We start from the raw sequence: 18,332 nt of genomic DNA on the forward strand, positions 1-18,332 counted from the left end.
GGCCCCTTCACCGGAGCTCTCCGCTGGCGAGGTGGCGCACCCAGCTCACGTGCTGGTCGATGACCGCGACGGCCGCCGGGGCGTCGCCGGCGCGCAGCGCCTGGAGGATCTCGGTGTGTTCGGCGTGGTTCTTGGCGATCCGGTCGGGGTGGGCGTGCATGACGGCCACGCCCATCCGCAGCTGGCGGTCCCGGAGCTGGTCGTAGAGGCGGGAGAGGATCTGGTTGCCGGCGCTGCGGACGATCTCGGCGTGGAAGGCCCGGTCGCTGACGGAGACCGCGGCGAGGTCGCCGGCGGCGGCCGCGCGGCTCATGTCGTCGAGCAGCTCTTCGAGGCGGGCGATGAGCTGCCGGGAGGCGGGGACGGCCTTGGCGGCGGCGTACTTCTCGACGAGCAGCCGGGTCTCGACGACGTCGGCGATCTCCTGGGCGGAGACGGCGAGGACGAGGGCGCCCTTCTTGGGGTAGAGCTTGATCAGCCCTTCGGCTTCCAGGCGCAGCAGTGCTTCGCGGACGGGGGTGCGGGAGACCCCCACGGCGTCGGCGAGGTCGCCCTCGGTGAGCAGGGTGCCGCCCTCGTAACGGCGGTGCAGCACGCCTTCCTTGATGTGGGTGTAGACGCGTTCGGCCGCGGGGGGCTGTTTGACGGTGAGGGCGGGGACGCTTGGCATGCGCACAGCTTAGATACATCAGGTATGCGTGAGGAGTCCCTGTCCGCGATCCGGACGGAAAGGCACTGGTCAGCTGCCCGGTCAGCTGACTGTTCAGCTGCCGGTGCAGCTGCCGTTCAGGGGGCGCGGGCGGCGGTCCTAGACGCCGGCCCAGCCGTCCATCGGCGTGATGAACACGAACCGGAGGTCCGGGCGCTGTATGGGCAGCAGGACGTGGGTGGTCACCCGGATCTCCGCGTTCCCGTGGTACGGCAGGCGCAGCCGGAAGACGTGGCCGTCGCGGTGTTCGACGACGTCGTGCTCCTGGGCCCATATGCGGCGGCAGTCGGCGTCCGCGTCGAGGATCTCGCGGACGAGCGCGCGCAGTTCGGTGTCGGCCGGCGCGCTGTTGGCGGCGACGCGGAGCATGGCGAGGTAGGTGCGGGCGCAGCTGTCCTCCCAGTCGAGCATCTGCTCGCGGGCCTCGGGGTGGAGCAGGGCCCAGCGCATGAGGTTGGGGGCGGGGCGCAGGACCCAGGGAAACCATTCGCCCATGAGGGAATTCGACGCCACGACATTCCAGCCGCCGTCGGAGAGATAGGCCGGGTAGGAAACCTGCTGTTCGAGCAGGGCTTTCACGCCGTGGGGCAAATCCTTCTGGGCGCCGGCGGGGTCGCCGGGCGGGCGGCGGCCGCAGACCGCGAGGAAGAGGGTGAGGGTCTCGGCTTCGCTCAGCCGGAGCGCTTTCGCGACCCGCAGCAGGAAACTCTCGGAGAAGTCCTGGCGGCGGCCGGCCTCCAGGGCGCGGTACCAGCCCTCGCTCACTCCGGTCAGCCGGGCGGCCTGCGCCTGGGAGAGCCGCCGGCCGGGCCGGGGCTGGGTGTAGCGCAGCTCGGGGACGGTGCGGGCGTCGATGCGGGCCCGCCAGGCGCGGAGCAGGCGGCTGATGGATTCGCCGTCCGCGCGGTCGTCGTCCTCCACGCGGTCGCCGCCGTCCACGCGTCCTCCCAATCCGACACTGCAAGTGTTGGTCAATGTTAAGTAAATTTCGGAGCGTGGGCTATTCCACCGGCTGACCGGCGGAATTCCCTAGGCCGCTCTGCTCGAAGACGGAAGGGCCCGGGCACCGCTCTCTGTCCTCGCTGGAGGGGGGTGAGGAGAGAGACGCCCGGGCCCTTTAGTCCAAAACTGAACTTTTTCGGGGTTCTTTTTCGGCCCCGACTTCCGGCCAGGCGGCCGGTGGCGCCACGGGGGTCGCCACCGGCCGTCTTTCCGTTCAGCCCCAGGTGATCAGGCGCTGCGGGTTCTCCAGGACGGCCGCGGTGTCCGCGAGGACCTTCGAGCCGAGCTCGCCGTCGACCACGCGGTGGTCGAAGGACAGCGCCAGGGTCGTCACCTGCCGCGGCTTGACCTTGCCCTTGTGGACCCACGGCTGGAGCTTGACCGCGCCGAAGGCCAGGATCGCCGACTCGCCCGGGTTGAGGATGGGCGTGCCGGTGTCGACGCCGAAGACGCCCACGTTGGTGATGGTCACCGTGCCGCCGGACATGGCCGCCGGGCCGGTCTTCCCCTCACGGGCGGTGCTGACGAGCTCGCCGAGGGCCGCGGAGAGCTCCGGGAGCGTCTTGGCCCCCGCGTCCTTGATGTTGGGGACGATCAGACCGCGCGGCGTGGCGGCCGCGATGCCCAGGTTGACGTAGTCCTTGCGGACGATCTCCTGGTTGGCCTCGTCCCAGGACGCGTTGACGTCCGGGTTCCGCTTGATCGCGACGAGCAGCGCCTTCGCGACGAGCAGCAGCGGGTTGACGCGCAGGCCGGCCATGTCGGGGTCGGTCTTGAGCTTCTGGACGAGCTTCATCGTGCGGGTCACGTCGACGGTGATGAACTCCGTGACGTGCGGCGCGGTGAAGGCGCTCGCGACCATCGCCTGCGCGGTGGCCTTGCGGACCCCCTTGACCGGGATCCGCGTCTCGCGGGCCGCGAAGCCCTCCGGGGCGCCCTGAGCGGGCCCGGCCGGACTCGGTGCCGCCTCCGCCACGGCACCGGGGGCGGCGACCTGAGCGGATGCGGGGCCGGCGGTGGCCGCCGCGTGCACGTCCTCGCGCGTCACCACGCCGTCCGCGCCGGTCGGGGTGACCGCGGCGAGGTCGATGCCGAGGTCCTTGGCCAGCTTGCGGACGGGCGGCTTGGCGAGCGGCCGGGCGGCGGGCTCGGCGGGGGCCGGCGCCGCGGGGGCGGGGGCCGGCGCGGGCGCCGCACGGCCGTTGAGCTCGGCCTGGACGGCGGCGGCCACCGGGGACTGCGCCCCCGGCTGCGGCTTGCGCGCCCGGCGCTTGGTGGACGAGGGGGCGGCCCCGTAGCCGACGAGGACGGCCTGGCGGCCCGGGGCCTCCGGCTCGGCCGCCGGGGCGGCGGGAACGTCCTCGGGGGCGGGCGCGGCGGCCGGGACCGGCCCGGCGCCCGGCCGGGTGTCCACGGAGATGATCACCTGGCCGACGTCGACGGTCGTGCCCTCGGCGAAGCGCAGCTCGTGCACCACGCCGTCGAAGGGGATCGGCAGCTCCACGGCCGCCTTGGCGGTCTCCACCTCGCAGACCACCTGCCCGTCGGAGACGGTGTCCCCGACGGCCACGTACCACTTGAGGATCTCGGCCTCGGTGAGCCCCTCGCCCACGTCGGGCATCTTGAACTCGCGGAAGCGCTGGTCGTTGGCAGTGCTTGCAGTCATCGTCACGACTCTCCTCGGCCCTCAGTACGCCAGCGCGCGGTCTACGGCGTCGAGCACCCGGTCCAGACCGGGCAGGTACTCGTCCTCGAGCCGGGACGGCGGGTAGGGGGCGTGGTAGCCGCCGACCCGCAGGACCGGCGCCTCCAGGTGGTAGAAGCAGCGTTCGGTGATCCGGGCGGCGATCTCCGAGCCGGTGCCCAGGAAGACCGGGGCCTCGTGCACGACGACCAGCCGGCCGGTCTTCTCCACGGACGCCTGGATCGCGTCGAAGTCGATCGGCGACATCGACCGCAGGTCCAGGACCTCCAGGGACTTGCCCTCCTCCGCGGCCGCCGCGGCGGCCTCCAGACAGGTCTTCACCATCGGCCCGTAGGCGACGAGGGTCAGGTCACCGCCCTCGCGCACCGTGCGGGCGCCGTGCAGCGGCCCGGGGATCGCCTCGGTGTCCAGCTCGGACTTGTCGTGGTAGCGGCGCTTGGGCTCGAAGTAGATGACCGGGTCGTCGCTCTGGATGGCCTGCTGGAGCATCCAGTAGGCGTCCGAGGCGTTCGACGGGGAGACGCACTTGAGGCCCGCCACGTGGGCGAAGAGCGCCTCGGGCGACTCGCTGTGGTGCTCGACGGCGCCGATCGCGCCGCCGTAGGGGATGCGGATGACGACCGGCAGCTTGATCTTGCCGAGCGCGCGGGCGTGCATCTTGGCGAGCTGGGTGACGATCTGGTCGTACGCGGGGAAGACGAACCCGTCGAACTGGATCTCGACGACCGGCCGGTAGCCGCGCAGCGCGAGGCCGATGGCGGTGCCGACGATGCCGGACTCGGCGAGCGGGGTGTCGATGACCCGCTCCTCGCCGAAGTCCTTCTGCAGGCCGTCGGTGACGCGGAAGACGCCGCCGAGCTTGCCGACGTCCTCACCCATGATCAGGACCTTGGGGTCGTTCTCCAGGGCGGTGCGCAGCGAGGCGTTGATCGCCTTGACGATGGAGAGCTTCTCGGCGGCCATCAGTTGCTCTCCTCTGCGAAGGACGCCTGGTATGCGGCGAATTGGGCGCGCTCTTCGTCGACGAGCGCGTGGCCGTCGGCGTAGATGTTCTCGAAGATCGCCATGTTGTCGGGGTCCGGCATGGTGCGGACCGCGTCGCGCACCCGCTTGGCGAGCGCCTCGGACTCGGTCTCCAGGCCGGCGAAGAACGCCTCGTCGGCGTGGCCCTCGCGCTCCAGGTACGTGCGCAGGCGCAGGATCGGGTCCTTGGCCTCCCACAGCTCGCGCTCCTCGTCCCGGCGGTACTTCGTCGGGTCGTCGGAGGTGGTGTGGGCGCCCATGCGGTAGGTGAACGCCTCGATGAGCATCGGGCCCTGGCCGGTGCGGGCGCGCTCCAGCGCGGCCCTGGTCACGGCGAGCACGGCGAGGACGTCGTTGCCGTCGACCCGCACGCCGGGGAAGCCGTAGCCCTGGGCGCGCTGGTACAGCGGGACGCGGGTCTGTCGCTCGGTGGGCTCGGAGATGGCCCACTGGTTGTTCTGGCAGAAGAAGACGACGGGGGCGTTGTAGACGGCCGAGAAGGTGAACGCCTCGGCGACGTCGCCCTGGCTGGACGCGCCGTCGCCGAAGTAGGCGATGACGGCGGAGTCGGCGCCGTCCTTGGCCACCCCCATGGCGTAACCGGTCGCGTGCAGCGCCTGCGAGCCGATGACGATCGTGTAGAGGTGGAAGTTGTTCTCGTTGGGGTCCCAGCCGCCGTGGTTGACGCCGCGGAACATGCCCAGCAGGTTGGTGGGGTCGACCCCGCGGCACCAGGCGACGCCGTGCTCGCGGTAGGTCGGGAAGACGTAGTCGTCGGGGCGCGTCGCCCGGCCGGAGCCGATCTGCGCGGCCTCCTGGCCCAGGAGCGAGGCCCACAGGCCCAGTTCGCCCTGGCGCTGCAGGGTGGTGGCCTCCGCGTCGAACTTGCGGGTCAGCACCATGTCCCGGTACAGGCCGCGCAGTTCCTCGGACGACAGGTCGATGGAGTAGTCGGGGTGCTCGACCCGCTCGCCCTCCGGGGTCAGCAGCTGTACGAGCTCGGGCTCGCCCACGGCGGCGTCCTTCTTGGCGCCCGCCCGCTTGCTGCTGCCACGGCGCGGCTTGCGCGCGGCAGTGCTGTCCACAGTCACGTGTGCTCCTCCGTCTGTCCGGCCCCCGGGGTCGCCGGTGGCCGGAGGGGGTCCCCCCGCCGTGAGACAGGGGAAGGCCCGCTCGATCCCCGACGGCACACGGGGTGGGTGTGCCGAGGCCGGAAACCGGGCGTGACAGGTTGCCCCGGCGAATGGCCTGCAATAAGCACGTTACCCAGAAGGCCGCATTACTGCGAAACCCCTACTGACCTGCGATTTTGCTTGGATTTCCAAGTAAATCGAGAAAGCGGGGCAACGCTCCAGGTCACGTCCTTGTGAGCACGGCCGTACGGGCCGCCGGAACGTCCGCACGTTATCCCGGAGAACAAGAGCAGGGGAAGAGTTGGTGTGTGAGACTGGCACCGTGTCCGAACAACGAAAAATCACGGTATTTCTACTTGACGACCACGAGGTCGTCCGGCGCGGCGTCCACGAGATGCTCTCCGTGGAGGAGGACATCGAGGTCGTCGGGGAGGCCGGTACGGCCGCGGACGCCTTGGTGCGCATTCCCGCCACCCGGCCCGATGTCGCTGTTCTGGACGTTCGCCTTCCGGATGGCAGCGGTGTCGAAGTATGCCGGGAAATCCGCTCGCAGGACGAGAACATCAAATGCTTGATGCTCACCTCCTTCGCGGACGACGAGGCACTCTTCGACGCGATCGTGGCCGGCGCGTCCGGTTACGTTCTGAAAGCGATCCGTGGCAATGAGCTCCTCTCGGCCGTGCGGGACGTTGCGGCTGGGAAATCCCTCCTCGACCCGGTGGCGACCGCCCGGGTGCTGGAGCGGCTGCGCGACGGCAAGGACCCCAAGGGCGACGACCGGCTCGCGAGCCTGACCGACCAGGAGCGCCGGATCCTCGACCTGATCGGCGAGGGCATGACCAACCGGGCCATCGGCGAACGGCTGCACCTGGCCGAGAAGACCATCAAGAACTACGTCTCCAGCCTGCTCTCCAAGCTGGGCATGGAGCGCCGCTCCCAGGCCGCCGCGTACGTGGCCCGGCTCCAGGCGGAGAAGCGCTGAGCCGCCCCGGCGGCCGCCCGGCGCACCCGGCCGGCGCGCGGCGGACCGGCGGCGCCCGGGAACACCCGGGAAACGCCCATTCGGGACCAACGTCCCGAGGGACAGGGCCAGGTGCCCCTACGGCCCCATGCGCCACAGAAGGCAGCATGGTGCCCATGCTCTCCGCGCCCTCGGGGCCCTCCGACGGATACGACCGCTACCGCGCGCTCGAACTGCTCAGCCGCACGCCCTACGGCAGGGTCTCGGTGAGCATGCGCGCGCTGCCGTTCGTCACCGTCGCCCGGCACATCGTCGCCGACGGCCACGTCCTGCTCCGGCTGCACGGCGGCTTCGGCTACGCCCCGGCCTGCGACGGCAACGTCGTCGCCTACGGCGCCGACAACCTCAGCGACCGCCGCGAGGGCGACGAGGACGTCTGGACCGTGCAATTCGTCGGCACCGCCCGGCTCTTCGCCCCCGGCCCCGCCGAGATCGACCGCTTCGGCCGGCCGCCCCGCACCGCGGACGATGCGCCCTTCGATCCCGAATACCTGTGCATCGAACCGCAGTTCATCACCGTGCATCGCCTCGAAGGGGTCCCCGCGCGACAGGTCGCCCACTCGCTGTGAACTAACATTTGGAGCGTGCCGCGCTCACTTGTCTCCCCTCCGGTCGTCTCCCCCGGGCCCGACAGCCGCACGCTGCACACCCTCCTGCGCCGCTACGGCCACACCGGTGAACCGCTGGCCTGCGTGCCGCTGACCGAGGGCCTCCTCAACCGCGGCTACCGCCTCACCACCACCCGCGGGCGCTTCTTCCTCAAGCACCACCTCGACGGCGATCACGCCGCCATCGCCCGCCGGCACGGCGTCACCCTGCGGCTCGCGGCCCTCGGCCTGCCCGTCGCCCCGCCCGTCGCCGACGAGGAGGGCTCCACGGTCACCGTCCTCGACGGCCGCTGCTACGCCCTGCACCCGTGGGTCGAGGGCCGCCACCGCGGCGGCGGCGAGCTGACCCGCGCGCAGTCCCGCCGCCTCGGCACGCTGCTGGGCCGGGTGCACACCTGCCTGGAGACGATCTGCCGGGAGGAGACCCGGGGCGGGGCCTGGGAGGGCCGTGAGGGGCCCTGGACGGGCCCAGGAGGGGCCGGACCGGCCGGGCAGGGACCGGACGCCTCGGCGGACCCGCAGGACACGTACGCGCTCATCGAGGAGCTTCTCGCGCTCGTGCGGCGCAGACCGAGGGATTCCTTCGACGAGCTGGCCGAGCACCGCCTGATCGAGCGCCGCGCCCTGCTGGAACGGCACGCCCACCGGCGGCCGGGCGCCGCGCCGGCCCGCGGCTGGGTGCACGGCGACTTCCACCCGCTGAACCTGCTCTACCGGGGCGGCGAGCCCGCCGCGATCGTCGACTGGGACCGGCTCGGCGTCCAGCCGCGTGCCGAGGAGGCCGTCCGGGCGGCGGTGATCTTCTTCCTGCGGCCCGACGGCACGCTGGACCTGGCGAAAATACGCTCCTACGCGCGCGCGTACCGGCGGGCGAGCGGCGCGGGCCCGGCGGAGCTGGCGGCGGCCGTCCACCGGGTGTGGTGGGAGCGGCTGAACGACTTCTGGATGCTCAGCTGGCGCTACCAGCTGGGAGACCACCGCGCCGATCCCGGTTTCCCGGCGTCGGCGGCGCTGTCGGTGTGGTGGACGCGCGCGTACGAGGCCGTACGCGACGCGTTCACGGACTGAGGGCGGCCGGGGCCGCCCCGGTCTCAGCCGCCGGCGCCCTGGACGACGCCCTGGGCGGCGCCGGTGCCCGCGCTGGTGCCGGTACCGCCCTGACCGCCGCCCGCACCGCCCGGGTCCGGGGATACGGGCGGCTTGTTGTCACCGGAGGGCGGAGGGGACTCGACGGGCGGTGTCGGCTTGCCCGACGTACCGGTCGACGCGTCGGGGGTCGGCTTGCCCGAGTGGTGGCCGCCGCCGGTGCTCGTCTGGGTGTCGTCCGACTCGTCGTCCCTGTCGGGCGTCCGGTCGTTCCAGTCGGTGCCGCCCACGGCACCGCCGTCGTTCCGCGAAGGCGACGGGCTGTGCTTGCCGGGGCTCTCCTTGGCGGATGGGGAGGCCGACTGGGAGACGGAGGACTTGGGCTTCGTCGGCTGCTCCGTCCTGCCCTCCGACTTGCCGTTGAGCTTCATCGCGAAGACCACACCGGCCGCCACCACGATCACCGCGAGCGCGGCGAGCAGCACCATCTTGCCCTTGCCGCCGCCACCGGAACCGCCGCGGCCGCCGTTGTACCCGTCGTAGCCACCGTCGTCCCCGCCGTTGCGGGAGGGGATGAGCGGCTGCTGCGAGGTGTCGCCGTGCGGCGGGTGCTGCATGGCGGTGGTGCCGCCCATGCCGAGCGCCTGGGTGGAGGCGGTGGCGTGCGCGACCGGGCCGGTGTCCCAGCCACCGGTGTGGCCGGCGCCGTCGTTCAGCATCTGGAGCGCGTACTGGACCAACCCGCGCATCTCCTCCGCGCTCTGGAACCGGTCGTCCGGGTCCTTGGCGAGGGAGCGCATGACGAGCCCGTCCAGCTCCGGCGGCAGGCTGGGCAGGACCTGCGACGGCGGGATCGGATTGTCCTGAACGTGCTGGTAGACCACCGAGAGCGGGGTCTCGCCGGTGAACGGCGGGCGCAGCGCGAGAAGTTCGTAGAGGAGGCAGCCGGTGGCGTAGAGGTCCGAGCGGGCGTCGACCGTCTTGCCGAGCGCCTGCTCGGGCGAGAGGTACTGCGGCGTGCCCATGACCATGCCGGTCTGGGTCATCGTGGAGGCCGCGCCGTGCAGGGCGCGGGCGATGCCGAAGTCCATGACCTTGACCGCGCCGGTGTGCGTGATGATCACGTTGGCGGGCTTGATGTCACGGTGCACGATGCCGTGCTGGTGGCTGTAGGCCAGCGCTTCCAGCACGCCCGAGACGATGAGCAGGCCCTGCTCCGGCGGGGGTGCCTCGGAGTTGAGCAACAGCTCCCGAATGGTGCGGCCTTCAACCAACTCCATGACGATGTACGGCACGACGTTGCGGCCGACGGTGTCCTCGCCGGAGTCGTACACCGCGACGACCGCGTGGTGGTTGAGCCCGGCGACCGACTGTGCCTCGCGGGTGAAGCGCGCCTTGGAGACGGGGTCCTCGGCGAGGTCGGCGCGGAGCAGCTTCACCGCGACCGTGCGGCCGAGGCGTACGTCCTCGGCGGCGAACACCTCGGCCATGCCGCCCCGGCCGAGCCGGTGGGTGAGGCGGTAGCGGCCGTCGCCGACGAGGCCGTTGTTACCCCACATTTCAGGCACATCGGGCATACCGCCCCCGTTGGCGTCAGGGTCGGATGGACCCTGGGCGCTCTGCGTCTGTGCCATCAGTCCTCGCCGTCGTGTCTGGCCGCTGCGCGTGGGAGGCGCTGCGCGGGGAAAACGGTCTTCCGCTAAGGCACGCTACAGGCTCCGCGCCGCACACCGGTCCCGGATGGACGCGCTATCAAACCTGTACGAGCCTGAGCAAGGCAAATCTCGTGACGGCTTGTCGCGCATCCCGTCACGGAACGGGCACGCGGCTTGACGTGCCCGTTGCCTCGGGCAGACTTGGCCGAGATATATCGATGATCCGGCCGGGGCCGGACCCGTACGCCGAGCAGTGCGCCCAAGGGGGAAGCAGAACAATGAGCCAGGACGGCGCACAAGGCCGCTACACGGGCCGGTCTGTCGGAGGTGGCCGGTATCAGCTGCGCGACCTCCTCGGCGAGGGCGGCATGGCCTCCGTGCACCTGGCGTACGACTCGGTCCTGGACCGCCAGGTGGCCATCAAGACCCTGCACACCGAGCTCGGGCGCGAGGCGTCCTTCCGCGAGCGGTTCCGCCGCGAGGCCCAGGCCGTCGCCAAGCTCACACACACCAACATCGTCTCGGTATTCGATACGGGCGAGGACGACCTCGACGGGTCGACCATGCCGTACATCGTCATGGAGTACGTGGAGGGGCAGCCGCTGCGCTCCGTCCTCGACGCGGACGTCCGGCAGTACGGCGCGATGCCGACCGAGAAGGCGCTGAAGATCACCGCCGATGTGCTGGCCGCCCTGGAGGTCAGCCACGAGATGGGTCTGGTCCACCGGGACATCAAGCCGGGCAACGTGATGATGACCAAGCGCAACGTGGTCAAGGTCATGGACTTCGGCATCGCCCGCGCCATGCAGTCCGGTGTCACCTCGATGACGCAGACCGGCATGGTCGTCGGCACCCCGCAGTACCTCTCGCCCGAGCAGGCGCTGGGGCGCGGCGTCGACGCCCGTTCCGACCTGTATTCGGTCGGCATCATGCTCTTCGAGCTGCTGACCGGGCGGCTGCCCTTCGACGCGGACTCCCCGCTGGCCATCGCCTACGCGCACGTCCAGGAGGAGCCGGTCGCGCCGTCGACGATCAACCGGTCGATCCCGCCGGCCGTTGACGCGCTGGTGGCCCGCGCGCTGAAGAAGAACCCGAACGAGCGCTTCCCGAGCGCCGAGTCCATGCGCGACGAGTGCGCGCGCGTGCTGGGCACGGCGCAGGCGGCGGCCTCGCCGATCATCATCGCCGGCGGGCCCCCGGCGCGCAGCGGCGCCGGCGTGGGTTCCGCGGTCTTCCCGCCCGTCGACCAGCAGGCACCGGCGCCGGGCCCGCAGAGCGTCCAGACGCCGTACCAGCCGCCGCAGCAGAGCCCGTACGGCGCGTACGGGCCCTCCACGCCGCCGCCGGTCAACCAGGGCTACCAGACCCCCGCCCAGCCCTTCCAGGGCGGGCAGGGCGGCCTGCACACCCCTCCGCCGTACACGATCAACCCGGCCCAGAGTCCGGCGCCGGCGCCCGGCGGCGGCAAGAACAACAAGCCGGTGCTGATCGGCTCGGCGGCCGTGGCCGTCCTCGCGGTCATCGGCGTGATCGCGGCGATCGCCCTGAACGGCGGCAAGGGCGAAGAGAAGGGCAACGTGGCCGACGGCCCGTCGTCCTCGGCGTCGGCTCCTCCGGCGGGCACCGGCGGCAACCTGTCCGGTGGTGCCACGGGCGGTGCGAACGGCACGCAGTCCAAGCACAAGGACGGCGACAAGTCGAAGACCATCGACAAGAAGAAGTGCACGGACGCCTACGAGTACTACAGCGACAAGTCGAAGAAGTCGGCGCCCAACTTCGCCTACCTCCACGTGGACTCGGTGAAGGCGTGCCTCCAGGCGGCCGGCTGGAAGTACCGCATCGACAACCAGAACGAGAACGTCTGGGGCCAGGGCACCGTGCTCAGCCAGACCCCGAAGTACGGCGATCCGTTCGACCCCAAGTCGTCGTCCGACCAGTTCGTGCTGACCGTCTCGACGGGTGACCCCGCGTCGTAGCTCCCGGCGCCCGCTGACACGCCGGTGCCCGGTACCTCCTTGCGGAGGTACCGGGCACCGGCGTGTCACGGTCAGCGGCTGACCGATTTTCGATTTCCGGGCGCGCCTACAGGTAGGGGCCCGAGCGGGCTCCGCCGTGCTGGGGGCCTTCGCCGTCGTCCTCACCGAGGACGCCCGGCGGGAGTGCCCTGCGCATCTGCTCCAACTGCGCCCGCGCCGCCATCTGCTGGGCGAACAGCGCGGTCTGGATGCCGTGGAACAACCCCTCCAGCCAGCCGACCAACTGCGCCTGCGCGATGCGCAGCTCGGCCTCGGTGGGGATCGTCTCGTCGGTGAAGGGGAGCGACAGGCGCTCCAGCTCCTCCACCAGCTCGGGGGCGAGGCCGTCCTCCAGCTCCTTGACGGAGCTGTGGTGAATCTCCTTGAGCCGGACCCTGCTCGCCTCGTCCAGAGGAGCGGCCCGGACTTCCTCCAGCAGTTGCTTGATCATGCTGCCGATGCGCATGACCTTGGCGGGCTGTTCGACCATCTCCGTCACCGGGACCTCGCGCGACTCGTCGTCGCCCTCCCCGCCGCCGGGGCTGGCGTTGCCGAGAGCCATGCCGTCCGGGCCTACGACCAGGACGTGCGGGCTCTCCTGCGACCGTTCATTCCTCGGCATATCCATGCCGCCATTCTCTCGCACAGGTGATTTCCCCCTGTTGATGCCCCCGCACACGCCTGATCCACCGTGCCAGGCGCTCCGTCGCGCGCCCCCTGTTCACCTCGCGCGCCGTAGCCGCAGGGCGAAGAAACCGAGTCCCAGTCCGGTGAGGGCCAGGCCCGTGCCCAGGGGCAGGACGCGCAGGACCCGGTCCCCGTAGCCCGTGGCGCGGGCGCGGTGGCCGCTGTCGCGGGTGGAGGCCGGGTCGGGTTCGTAGTGGCCCGTGAGGGGGTCCCGCGGCAGCTCCGGTTCCGGCCGGCCGGGCGTGTCGGGCGGCCCGGGCGCGTCGGCGTCGGCGGGGTTGCCGTCGTGGGTGCCGTCGGCGTTGCGGGCCCCGGGCGGCGAGGGGGCGGCGGCGGACGGGTCCGTGGTCCGTCCCGGGTGGGTGCGGCCCGCGCCCGCGTCGTTCCCGGCGAGCCGGGCGCCGTCCGGGGGCGCCGGGGAGGCCAGGAGCGGGGCGGGGGCCGGCGACCCCTCGCGGACGAGGCCGGTGGCGGAGGGGGACGCGGCGGGGGATATGCCGGCCGACGGGCGGGCGGGCGGCGGGTTCGGGAGCTCCGGGCCCCGGGTGACGGGTGCGATCAGGACGGCCGCCGCCACCAGGGGCGCCGCCAGGGACATCACCCGCGCTCCACCGCTCACGCCGCCGCCCTTCGCACGAGCCGCCGCCCCGCCAACACCCCCACCGTCACACGGGCCCCGGGAGGGGGCGCGTGCGGGCGGCCGTTCGGGTGACGGGGCGGCGCCCCCAGGGGGGTCAGGCCGTCAGCAGCACCTTGCCGACGTGCGCGCTCTCCTCCAGGACCCGGTGCGCGGCCGCCGCGTCCCGCAGGGGCATCGTCCGGTCGACAACCGCGCGGACCCGGCCCCCGGCGATCAGCGGCCAGACGTGCTCCCGCACCGCCGCCACGATCGCCGCCTTCTCCGCGAGCGGCCGGCCCCGCAGCGACGTCGCCATCACGGCGGCCCGCTTGGTGAGCAGCTTGCCCAGGTCCAGCTCGCCCTTGCGGCCGCCCTGCAGGCCGATGATCGCCAGCCGTCCGTTGACGGCGAGGGCGTCGACGTTGCGCTCCAGGTACTTCGCGCCGACGATGTCCAGGATGACGTCGGCGCCGACACCGCCCGTCACCTTGCGCAGCTCCTCCACGAAATCCTGTTCGCGGTAGTCGATGAGGATGTCCGCGCCCAGCTCACGGCAGCGCTCCAGCTTGTCCCGGCTGCCGGCCGTCACCGCCACCCGGGCGCCGACGGCCTTCGCCAGCTGCACGGCCATCGTGCCGATGCCGCTGCCGCCGCCGTGCACGAGGAGCGTCTCGCCGGGGCGCAGGTGGGCGACCATGAAGACGTTCGACCAGACGGTCGCGGTGACCTCGGGCAGCGCGGCGGCGGTGACGACGTCCAGCCCGTCGGGCACGGGCAGCAACTGTCCGGCCGGGACGCAGACTTTCTCCGCGTACCCGCCGCCCGCCAGCAGGGCGCACACCTCGTCGCCGACCGCCCAGCCGCTCACACCGGGGCCGAGCGCCGCGATCCGGCCGGAGCACTCCAGGCCGGGGTAGGGGGGCGCGCCGGGCGGCGGGTCGTAGAATCCCTGGCGCTGCATCAGGTCGGCGCGGTTGACGGCGCTGGCCACGACCTCGACCAGGACCTCCCCCTCGCCGGGTACGGGGTCGGGGACCTCGGCCCACACCAGGGCGTCCGGTCCGCCGGGTTCGGGAATGGTGATCGCATGCATGCCCGCGAGGCTACTCCCGGCGGCCCCGCACCATCTTGGAACATGGAGCCCATGGCTACCCGCAAAATGACCAGCCGTTCGCTGCTGCGCTCGCTCTGGCGCCGCACCCGGAGCGAGGCCGACGAGGACACGGAGGCGGGGCGCGCCATCGTCATGCCCGTCCAGCACGTGGCGGCACCCCTGCGGCAGGTGACGCGCCGGCTGGTCATGGCACTGGCGGTGCTCGGGGTCACCACGCTGCTCGTCTACCTCGACCGCGCGGGGTACAACGACAACTCCGACGGCCGGGTCGACTTCCTCGATTCCGCGTACTACGCGACCGTCACCCTCTCCACGACCGGCTACGGCGACATCACGCCCGTGAGCGACGGGGCGCGGCTGACGAATATCTTCGTGGTCACGCCACTGCGCGTGTTGTTCCTGATCATTCTGGTCGGTACCACCCTGGAAGTGCTGACCGAACGGACGCGCCAGCAAGTGCGCATCCACCGCTGGAGGTCCCGGATGCGAGATCACACCGTCGTCGTCGGCTACGGCACCAAGGGTCGCCACGCGATCGAGACGCTGATCGGGCAGGGAAAGCCCAAGGACAAGATCGTGGTGGTCGACCCGCAGAAGAAGGTCGTGGACGCGGCGGCCGGTGACGGCCTCGTCGCCGTCCTGGGCGACGGCACCCGCTCCGACACGCTGCTGCGCGCCGAACTTCAGCGGGCCACCCAGGTCGTCATCTGCACCGAGCGGGACGACACCGCGGCCCTGGTCACCCTCACGGCCCGGCAGATCAACAAGCACGCCACGATCGTCGTCGCCGTGCGGGAGGACGAGAACGTGCCGCTGCTGCGGCAGAGCGGCGCCAACACGGTGGTGACCAGCTCCAGCTCGGCGGGGCGGCTGCTCGGCATGTCGATGATGAGCCCGAACGTCGGCACGGTGCTGGAGGACCTGCTGACGTACGGCAACGGCCTGGACGTCGTCGAACGGCCCGTCACCAAGCGCGAGGCCGGGCACGGGCCGCGCGACTGCGAGGACCTGGTGGTGGCGGTGGTGCGCGGCCACCGGCTGCTGCACTTCACCGACGCGGACGCGGCGAAACTTCAGCCGACGGACCGGGTCATCACCATCAAGAAGGCCGCGGTGCCGGCGGGGGACTGACGGCCTCGCTAGGGCGTGTCTTACGCCGACCCGGCCCAGGGGAGTTCCAGGAGGTCCACCGCCGCGCCCTGCGGGGCACCGCCCGGTGGGATGACGGCCAGCGCGTCGGCCGCGGCGACCCCCCGCAGCATCGCCGGGCCGTGGAAGCGGAGCGGCTGGGCCCGTTCGCTGTGCCGGTGGACGACGGGGACCAGCCGGGTGTCGGCCGGGTGCCCCTGGACCGCCTCGGTGAGGACGGCCCGGTAGGGGGCCGGGGCGGGGCGCCCGGCGAGTGTCCGCAGCAGGGGCTCGGCGAGCGTCAGCAGACCGGAGACGGCCGCGAGGGGGTTGCCCGGCAGGCCGACGAGATGCCGGCCGGGTGCGAGCCGGGCGAGCAGCATCGGGTGACCGGGGCGCACCGCCACCCCGTCGACGAGCAGCTCGGCGCCCAGGCGTCGCAGGGTGGGGTGGACGTGGTCGACCGGGCCCGCCGCGGTGCCTCCGGTGGTGATCACGACATCGGCGTCCGACGCGGTCAGGGCCGCGTACAGCGCGTCGGCGTCGTCGCCGAGCCGCCGGACCGCGATCACCTCGGTGCCGAGCGCGGACAGCCAGGGGCCGAGCATGGGGCCGAGCGCGTCCCGGATGCGGCCGCCGTGCGGCAGGCCCTCGCGCAGCAGTTCGTCGCCGAGGACGAGGACGTCGACGCGGGGCCGGCGCGTCACGCTCAGCTCGTCGTATCCCGCGGCGGCGGCCAGCCCGAGCAGGGCGGGGGTGACGGGGGTGCCCTCCGGCACCAGGAGATCACCGCGGCGGCACTCCTGGCCGCGGGGGCGGATGTCCTGGCCGTGGGTGACGTGCCGGGTCGCGTAGAGCTCGCCCTGCTCCGTCACCTCGCCGTGCTCGCTGCGCACGACACCGGTGACGCCGGGCGGCACACGGGCACCGGTGGCGATGCGGACGGCGTGGCCGTCGCGGACGGGCGAGGTCTCCGTGTGCTCGTCCCCCGCGAGGACGCCCCCGCCGTCCCGAGGCAGCCGCCAGGGCCCGGGCCCGGCGACCGCCCAGCCGTCCATGGCCGAGGTGTCGAACGACGGCAGATCGGTGAGCGCGGCCAGCGGCGCGGCGAGAACGTGCCCGAGAGCACCGTCGAGGGACCGCACGACGGCCGGCAGCCGCTCACCGGCACCCGAGGCGGCGCCACAGGCACCGGGCCACGGGGTGGCGGCGTGCCGCGGGGGCTGGGGGGCGGGATCGGCGGCGGGGGTGCCGCCGGGAGGCCCGGCTTCCTGCCGGGGGGCGGCACGCTCGGGGGAGACGTCGGCCGCACTGCTGCCGGCGAAGAGGAAGTCGTATCCGGGAGGTGCGGGGGCGGGGCCAGGGCCGGGGCCGGGTTCCTCGGGGGTTTCGCGGCAGGCCGACGCGGGCTGCGAGGAGGTGGGAGCGCCGTCTGCGAAGTCGGCGAGCAGGAAGTCGTAGGCGGGGAGCTGGGGGGCGGCCTTTCGCTCCAACGCGGGCACGTGCGGAGGTTCGGCGGACATGTCGGCGGAGGACGCCTGAGCCTCCGGCGGGACGGGTGTCTCGTCGACGAACAGGAAGTCATACCCGGCGTCCTGGGAAGCGACCTCCCGCCCCGACGCGGGCACGTGCGGCTTGCCGGAGAGACCGTCCGCGGAGAACGGCTCAGCCTCCGACCCGCCCGCTCCGGGCCCGCCCGGGGGTGCCTCGCCGGAGGCGGCCTCACACCGCGGCCGGTCCCGGGTGTCGTCGGCGAACAGGAAGTCGTACCCGGCGTCGTGAGCGCCGGCGTTCCCGCCGGCGGGCGTCCCCAGGCCGCCGGAGAGTTCCTCTCCGGCGGAGGCCCGGCGATCCGCGCGTGACCGCCGGTCCTCCGCCAGCAGTGCCAGCGCCTCCGCGGCGGCGCGGTCGAGCGCGGAGTCGGCGTTCCGGTCCGTCATGGCGACTCTTCGGCCTTCGCCACAGCCGCCCCGTCGGCCTCGGCGGCGTCGGCGGCCTCCGCCGCCCACCGTTCGGCCAGCGCCACCGCCTTGCGGGTCGCTTCGGCGACGGCCTCGGGGCCCCCGCCCCGCTGGGCCGCCGCGTAGCCCACGAGGAAGGTCGTCAGGGGCGCGGCCGGGCGGGCCACCCCGTGCGCGGCGTCACGCGCGAGGTCCAGGAGGGCGGTCGTGTCGACATCGAGCTCGATGCCGAGTTCGGCCTTGGCAGCGGTGATCCATTCATCCAGCACGGACCCATCGTCCCTGATGCGCGCGCGGGCCGCGGCGATGTCCTCCCAGGTGTCGCAGTCGAAGGACGCGGTGGGGTGGGGAAGGCGGGTGAGCGCCAGCTCGGCCGTGAGGAGGCGCAGGGGCAGCCCGAACAGGGAGCCGTGCTCGGCGGCGAGCAGGGCCAGTTCGCGGACGAGGGGCTCGGTGCGGTAGACGGCGATCAGCGGGTGGTCGTGGCCGTCGGGGTCGCAGAGCAGCACGGCCTCCACCTCCGGCCCGCCGTCCACGAGGGCGGTGCGCAGTGCCCGTACGGTCTCCGGCCGCAGGAAGGGCAGGTCGGCGGAGAGGACGAGCGTGGTGGCGGCGGCCGTGTGCTTCAGCCCGGCGGCGAGGGCGGCGAGCGGGCCGCCGCCGGGCTGCTGCTCGCGCGTCCACCGCACGGCGCGGGCGGTGGGCCGGCGGGGGCCCACGACGACGGTGTCACCGGCGTCCGCGCAGGCGCCGAGGACGCGGTCGAGGAGGGTGCGCCCGCCCACGCGCACGGCGGGCTTGTCGGCACCGCCCAGCCTGCGGGCGGCGCCTCCGGCGAGCACTACGGCGTCGTAACCAGTCATCCG

The 18,332-nt window shown here is 72.7% G+C and carries 16 protein-coding genes; 5 read left to right on the forward strand and 11 right to left on the reverse strand.

Features of this window, described 5'->3' with window-relative positions; translation table 11 throughout:
- Positions 1–7: 7 nt before the first annotated feature.
- The 5 genes from ABZ951_RS05550 to pdhA form a co-directional block, all read right to left on the reverse strand.
- The gene (locus ABZ951_RS05550; RefSeq protein WP_344095909.1) at positions 8–670 is read right to left on the reverse strand and encodes a GntR family transcriptional regulator; all 663 of its coding nucleotides are present in this window, start codon (positions 668–670) and stop codon (positions 8–10) included.
- A gap of 138 nt (positions 671–808) precedes the next feature.
- A complete protein-coding gene (locus ABZ951_RS05555; RefSeq protein ID WP_344095907.1) occupies positions 809–1,648 on the reverse strand; it encodes a helix-turn-helix transcriptional regulator in 840 nt (279 codons plus the stop codon).
- Between the two features lie 277 nt (positions 1,649–1,925).
- Entirely contained in the window at positions 1,926–3,377 is a 1,452-nt protein-coding gene (locus ABZ951_RS05560) for a dihydrolipoamide acetyltransferase family protein (protein WP_361279087.1), read from the reverse strand.
- A 21-nt stretch (positions 3,378–3,398) separates the two neighbouring features.
- Positions 3,399–4,379, reverse strand: a complete 981-nt coding sequence (locus ABZ951_RS05565) for an alpha-ketoacid dehydrogenase subunit beta (protein ID WP_344085283.1) — start codon at positions 4,377–4,379, stop codon at positions 3,399–3,401.
- Positions 4,379–5,530: a pyruvate dehydrogenase (acetyl-transferring) E1 component subunit alpha gene (pdhA, locus tag ABZ951_RS05570; RefSeq protein WP_344085280.1), complete on the reverse strand. Its 1,152-nt coding sequence runs from the start codon at positions 5,528–5,530 to the stop codon at positions 4,379–4,381. Before pdhA ends, ABZ951_RS05565 begins: the two co-directional genes overlap by 1 nt.
- 364 nt (positions 5,531–5,894) lie before the next feature.
- On the opposite strand from pdhA, the gene ABZ951_RS05575 reads away from it, so the two are divergent.
- From ABZ951_RS05575 to ABZ951_RS05585, 3 genes are all read left to right on the forward strand, one after another.
- Positions 5,895–6,554, forward strand: a complete 660-nt coding sequence (locus ABZ951_RS05575; protein ID WP_344085277.1) for a response regulator transcription factor — start codon at positions 5,895–5,897, stop codon at positions 6,552–6,554.
- 155 nt (positions 6,555–6,709) lie between these two features.
- Positions 6,710–7,162: a pyridoxamine 5'-phosphate oxidase family protein gene (locus ABZ951_RS05580; RefSeq protein WP_344085322.1), complete on the forward strand. Its 453-nt coding sequence runs from the start codon at positions 6,710–6,712 to the stop codon at positions 7,160–7,162.
- A gap of 72 nt (positions 7,163–7,234) precedes the next feature.
- Positions 7,235–8,269, forward strand: coding sequence for a phosphotransferase (locus ABZ951_RS05585; RefSeq protein ID WP_344085319.1), 1,035 nt, complete (start codon positions 7,235–7,237; stop codon positions 8,267–8,269).
- Positions 8,270–8,292: 23 nt separating this feature from the next.
- Here ABZ951_RS05585 and ABZ951_RS05590 read toward each other — a convergent pair whose 3' ends face one another.
- Positions 8,293–9,921 (reverse strand): protein kinase, encoded by a 1,629-nt coding sequence (locus ABZ951_RS05590; protein ID WP_344085273.1) that lies wholly within the window; start codon positions 9,919–9,921, stop codon positions 8,293–8,295.
- A gap of 299 nt (positions 9,922–10,220) precedes the next feature.
- Here ABZ951_RS05590 and ABZ951_RS05595 point away from each other — a divergent pair, with 299 nt between their 5' ends.
- Positions 10,221–11,918, forward strand: coding sequence for a protein kinase (locus tag ABZ951_RS05595; RefSeq protein ID WP_344085270.1), 1,698 nt, complete (start codon positions 10,221–10,223; stop codon positions 11,916–11,918).
- A 106-nt stretch (positions 11,919–12,024) separates the two neighbouring features.
- Here the strand turns inward: ABZ951_RS05595 and ABZ951_RS05600 are convergent, their stop codons facing one another.
- The 3 genes from ABZ951_RS05600 to ABZ951_RS05610 all read right to left on the reverse strand — a co-directional run bounded on the left by ABZ951_RS05600 (position 12,025) and on the right by ABZ951_RS05610 (position 14,356).
- Entirely contained in the window at positions 12,025–12,585 is a 561-nt protein-coding gene (locus ABZ951_RS05600; protein ID WP_344085267.1) for a bacterial proteasome activator family protein, read from the reverse strand.
- A 93-nt stretch (positions 12,586–12,678) separates the two neighbouring features.
- Entirely contained in the window at positions 12,679–13,263 is a 585-nt protein-coding gene (locus ABZ951_RS05605) for a hypothetical protein (protein ID WP_361279094.1), read from the reverse strand.
- Positions 13,264–13,378: 115 nt separating this feature from the next.
- The gene (locus ABZ951_RS05610; protein WP_344085261.1) at positions 13,379–14,356 is read right to left on the reverse strand and encodes an NAD(P)H-quinone oxidoreductase; all 978 of its coding nucleotides are present in this window, start codon (positions 14,354–14,356) and stop codon (positions 13,379–13,381) included.
- 51 nt (positions 14,357–14,407) lie between these two features.
- Here ABZ951_RS05610 and ABZ951_RS05615 point away from each other — a divergent pair, with 51 nt between their 5' ends.
- Positions 14,408–15,508, forward strand: a complete 1,101-nt coding sequence (locus tag ABZ951_RS05615; RefSeq protein ID WP_344085258.1) for a potassium channel family protein — start codon at positions 14,408–14,410, stop codon at positions 15,506–15,508.
- Between the two features lie 20 nt (positions 15,509–15,528).
- Here ABZ951_RS05615 and ABZ951_RS05620 read toward each other — a convergent pair whose 3' ends face one another.
- Positions 15,529–16,998 carry a molybdopterin molybdotransferase MoeA gene (locus ABZ951_RS05620; protein WP_344085315.1) on the reverse strand — a complete coding sequence of 490 codons (1,470 nt, stop codon included), beginning with the start codon at positions 16,996–16,998 and terminating at the stop codon, positions 15,529–15,531.
- Between the two features lie 443 nt (positions 16,999–17,441).
- Positions 17,442–18,329: an NTP transferase domain-containing protein gene (locus ABZ951_RS05625; protein WP_344085255.1), complete on the reverse strand. Its 888-nt coding sequence runs from the start codon at positions 18,327–18,329 to the stop codon at positions 17,442–17,444.
- Positions 18,330–18,332: the final 3 nt, after the last annotated feature.

Source organism: Streptomyces sp. NPDC046215 (assembly GCF_040646215.1).
GTDB classification, from domain to species: Bacteria; Actinomycetota; Actinomycetes; order Streptomycetales; family Streptomycetaceae; genus Streptomyces; species Streptomyces stramineus.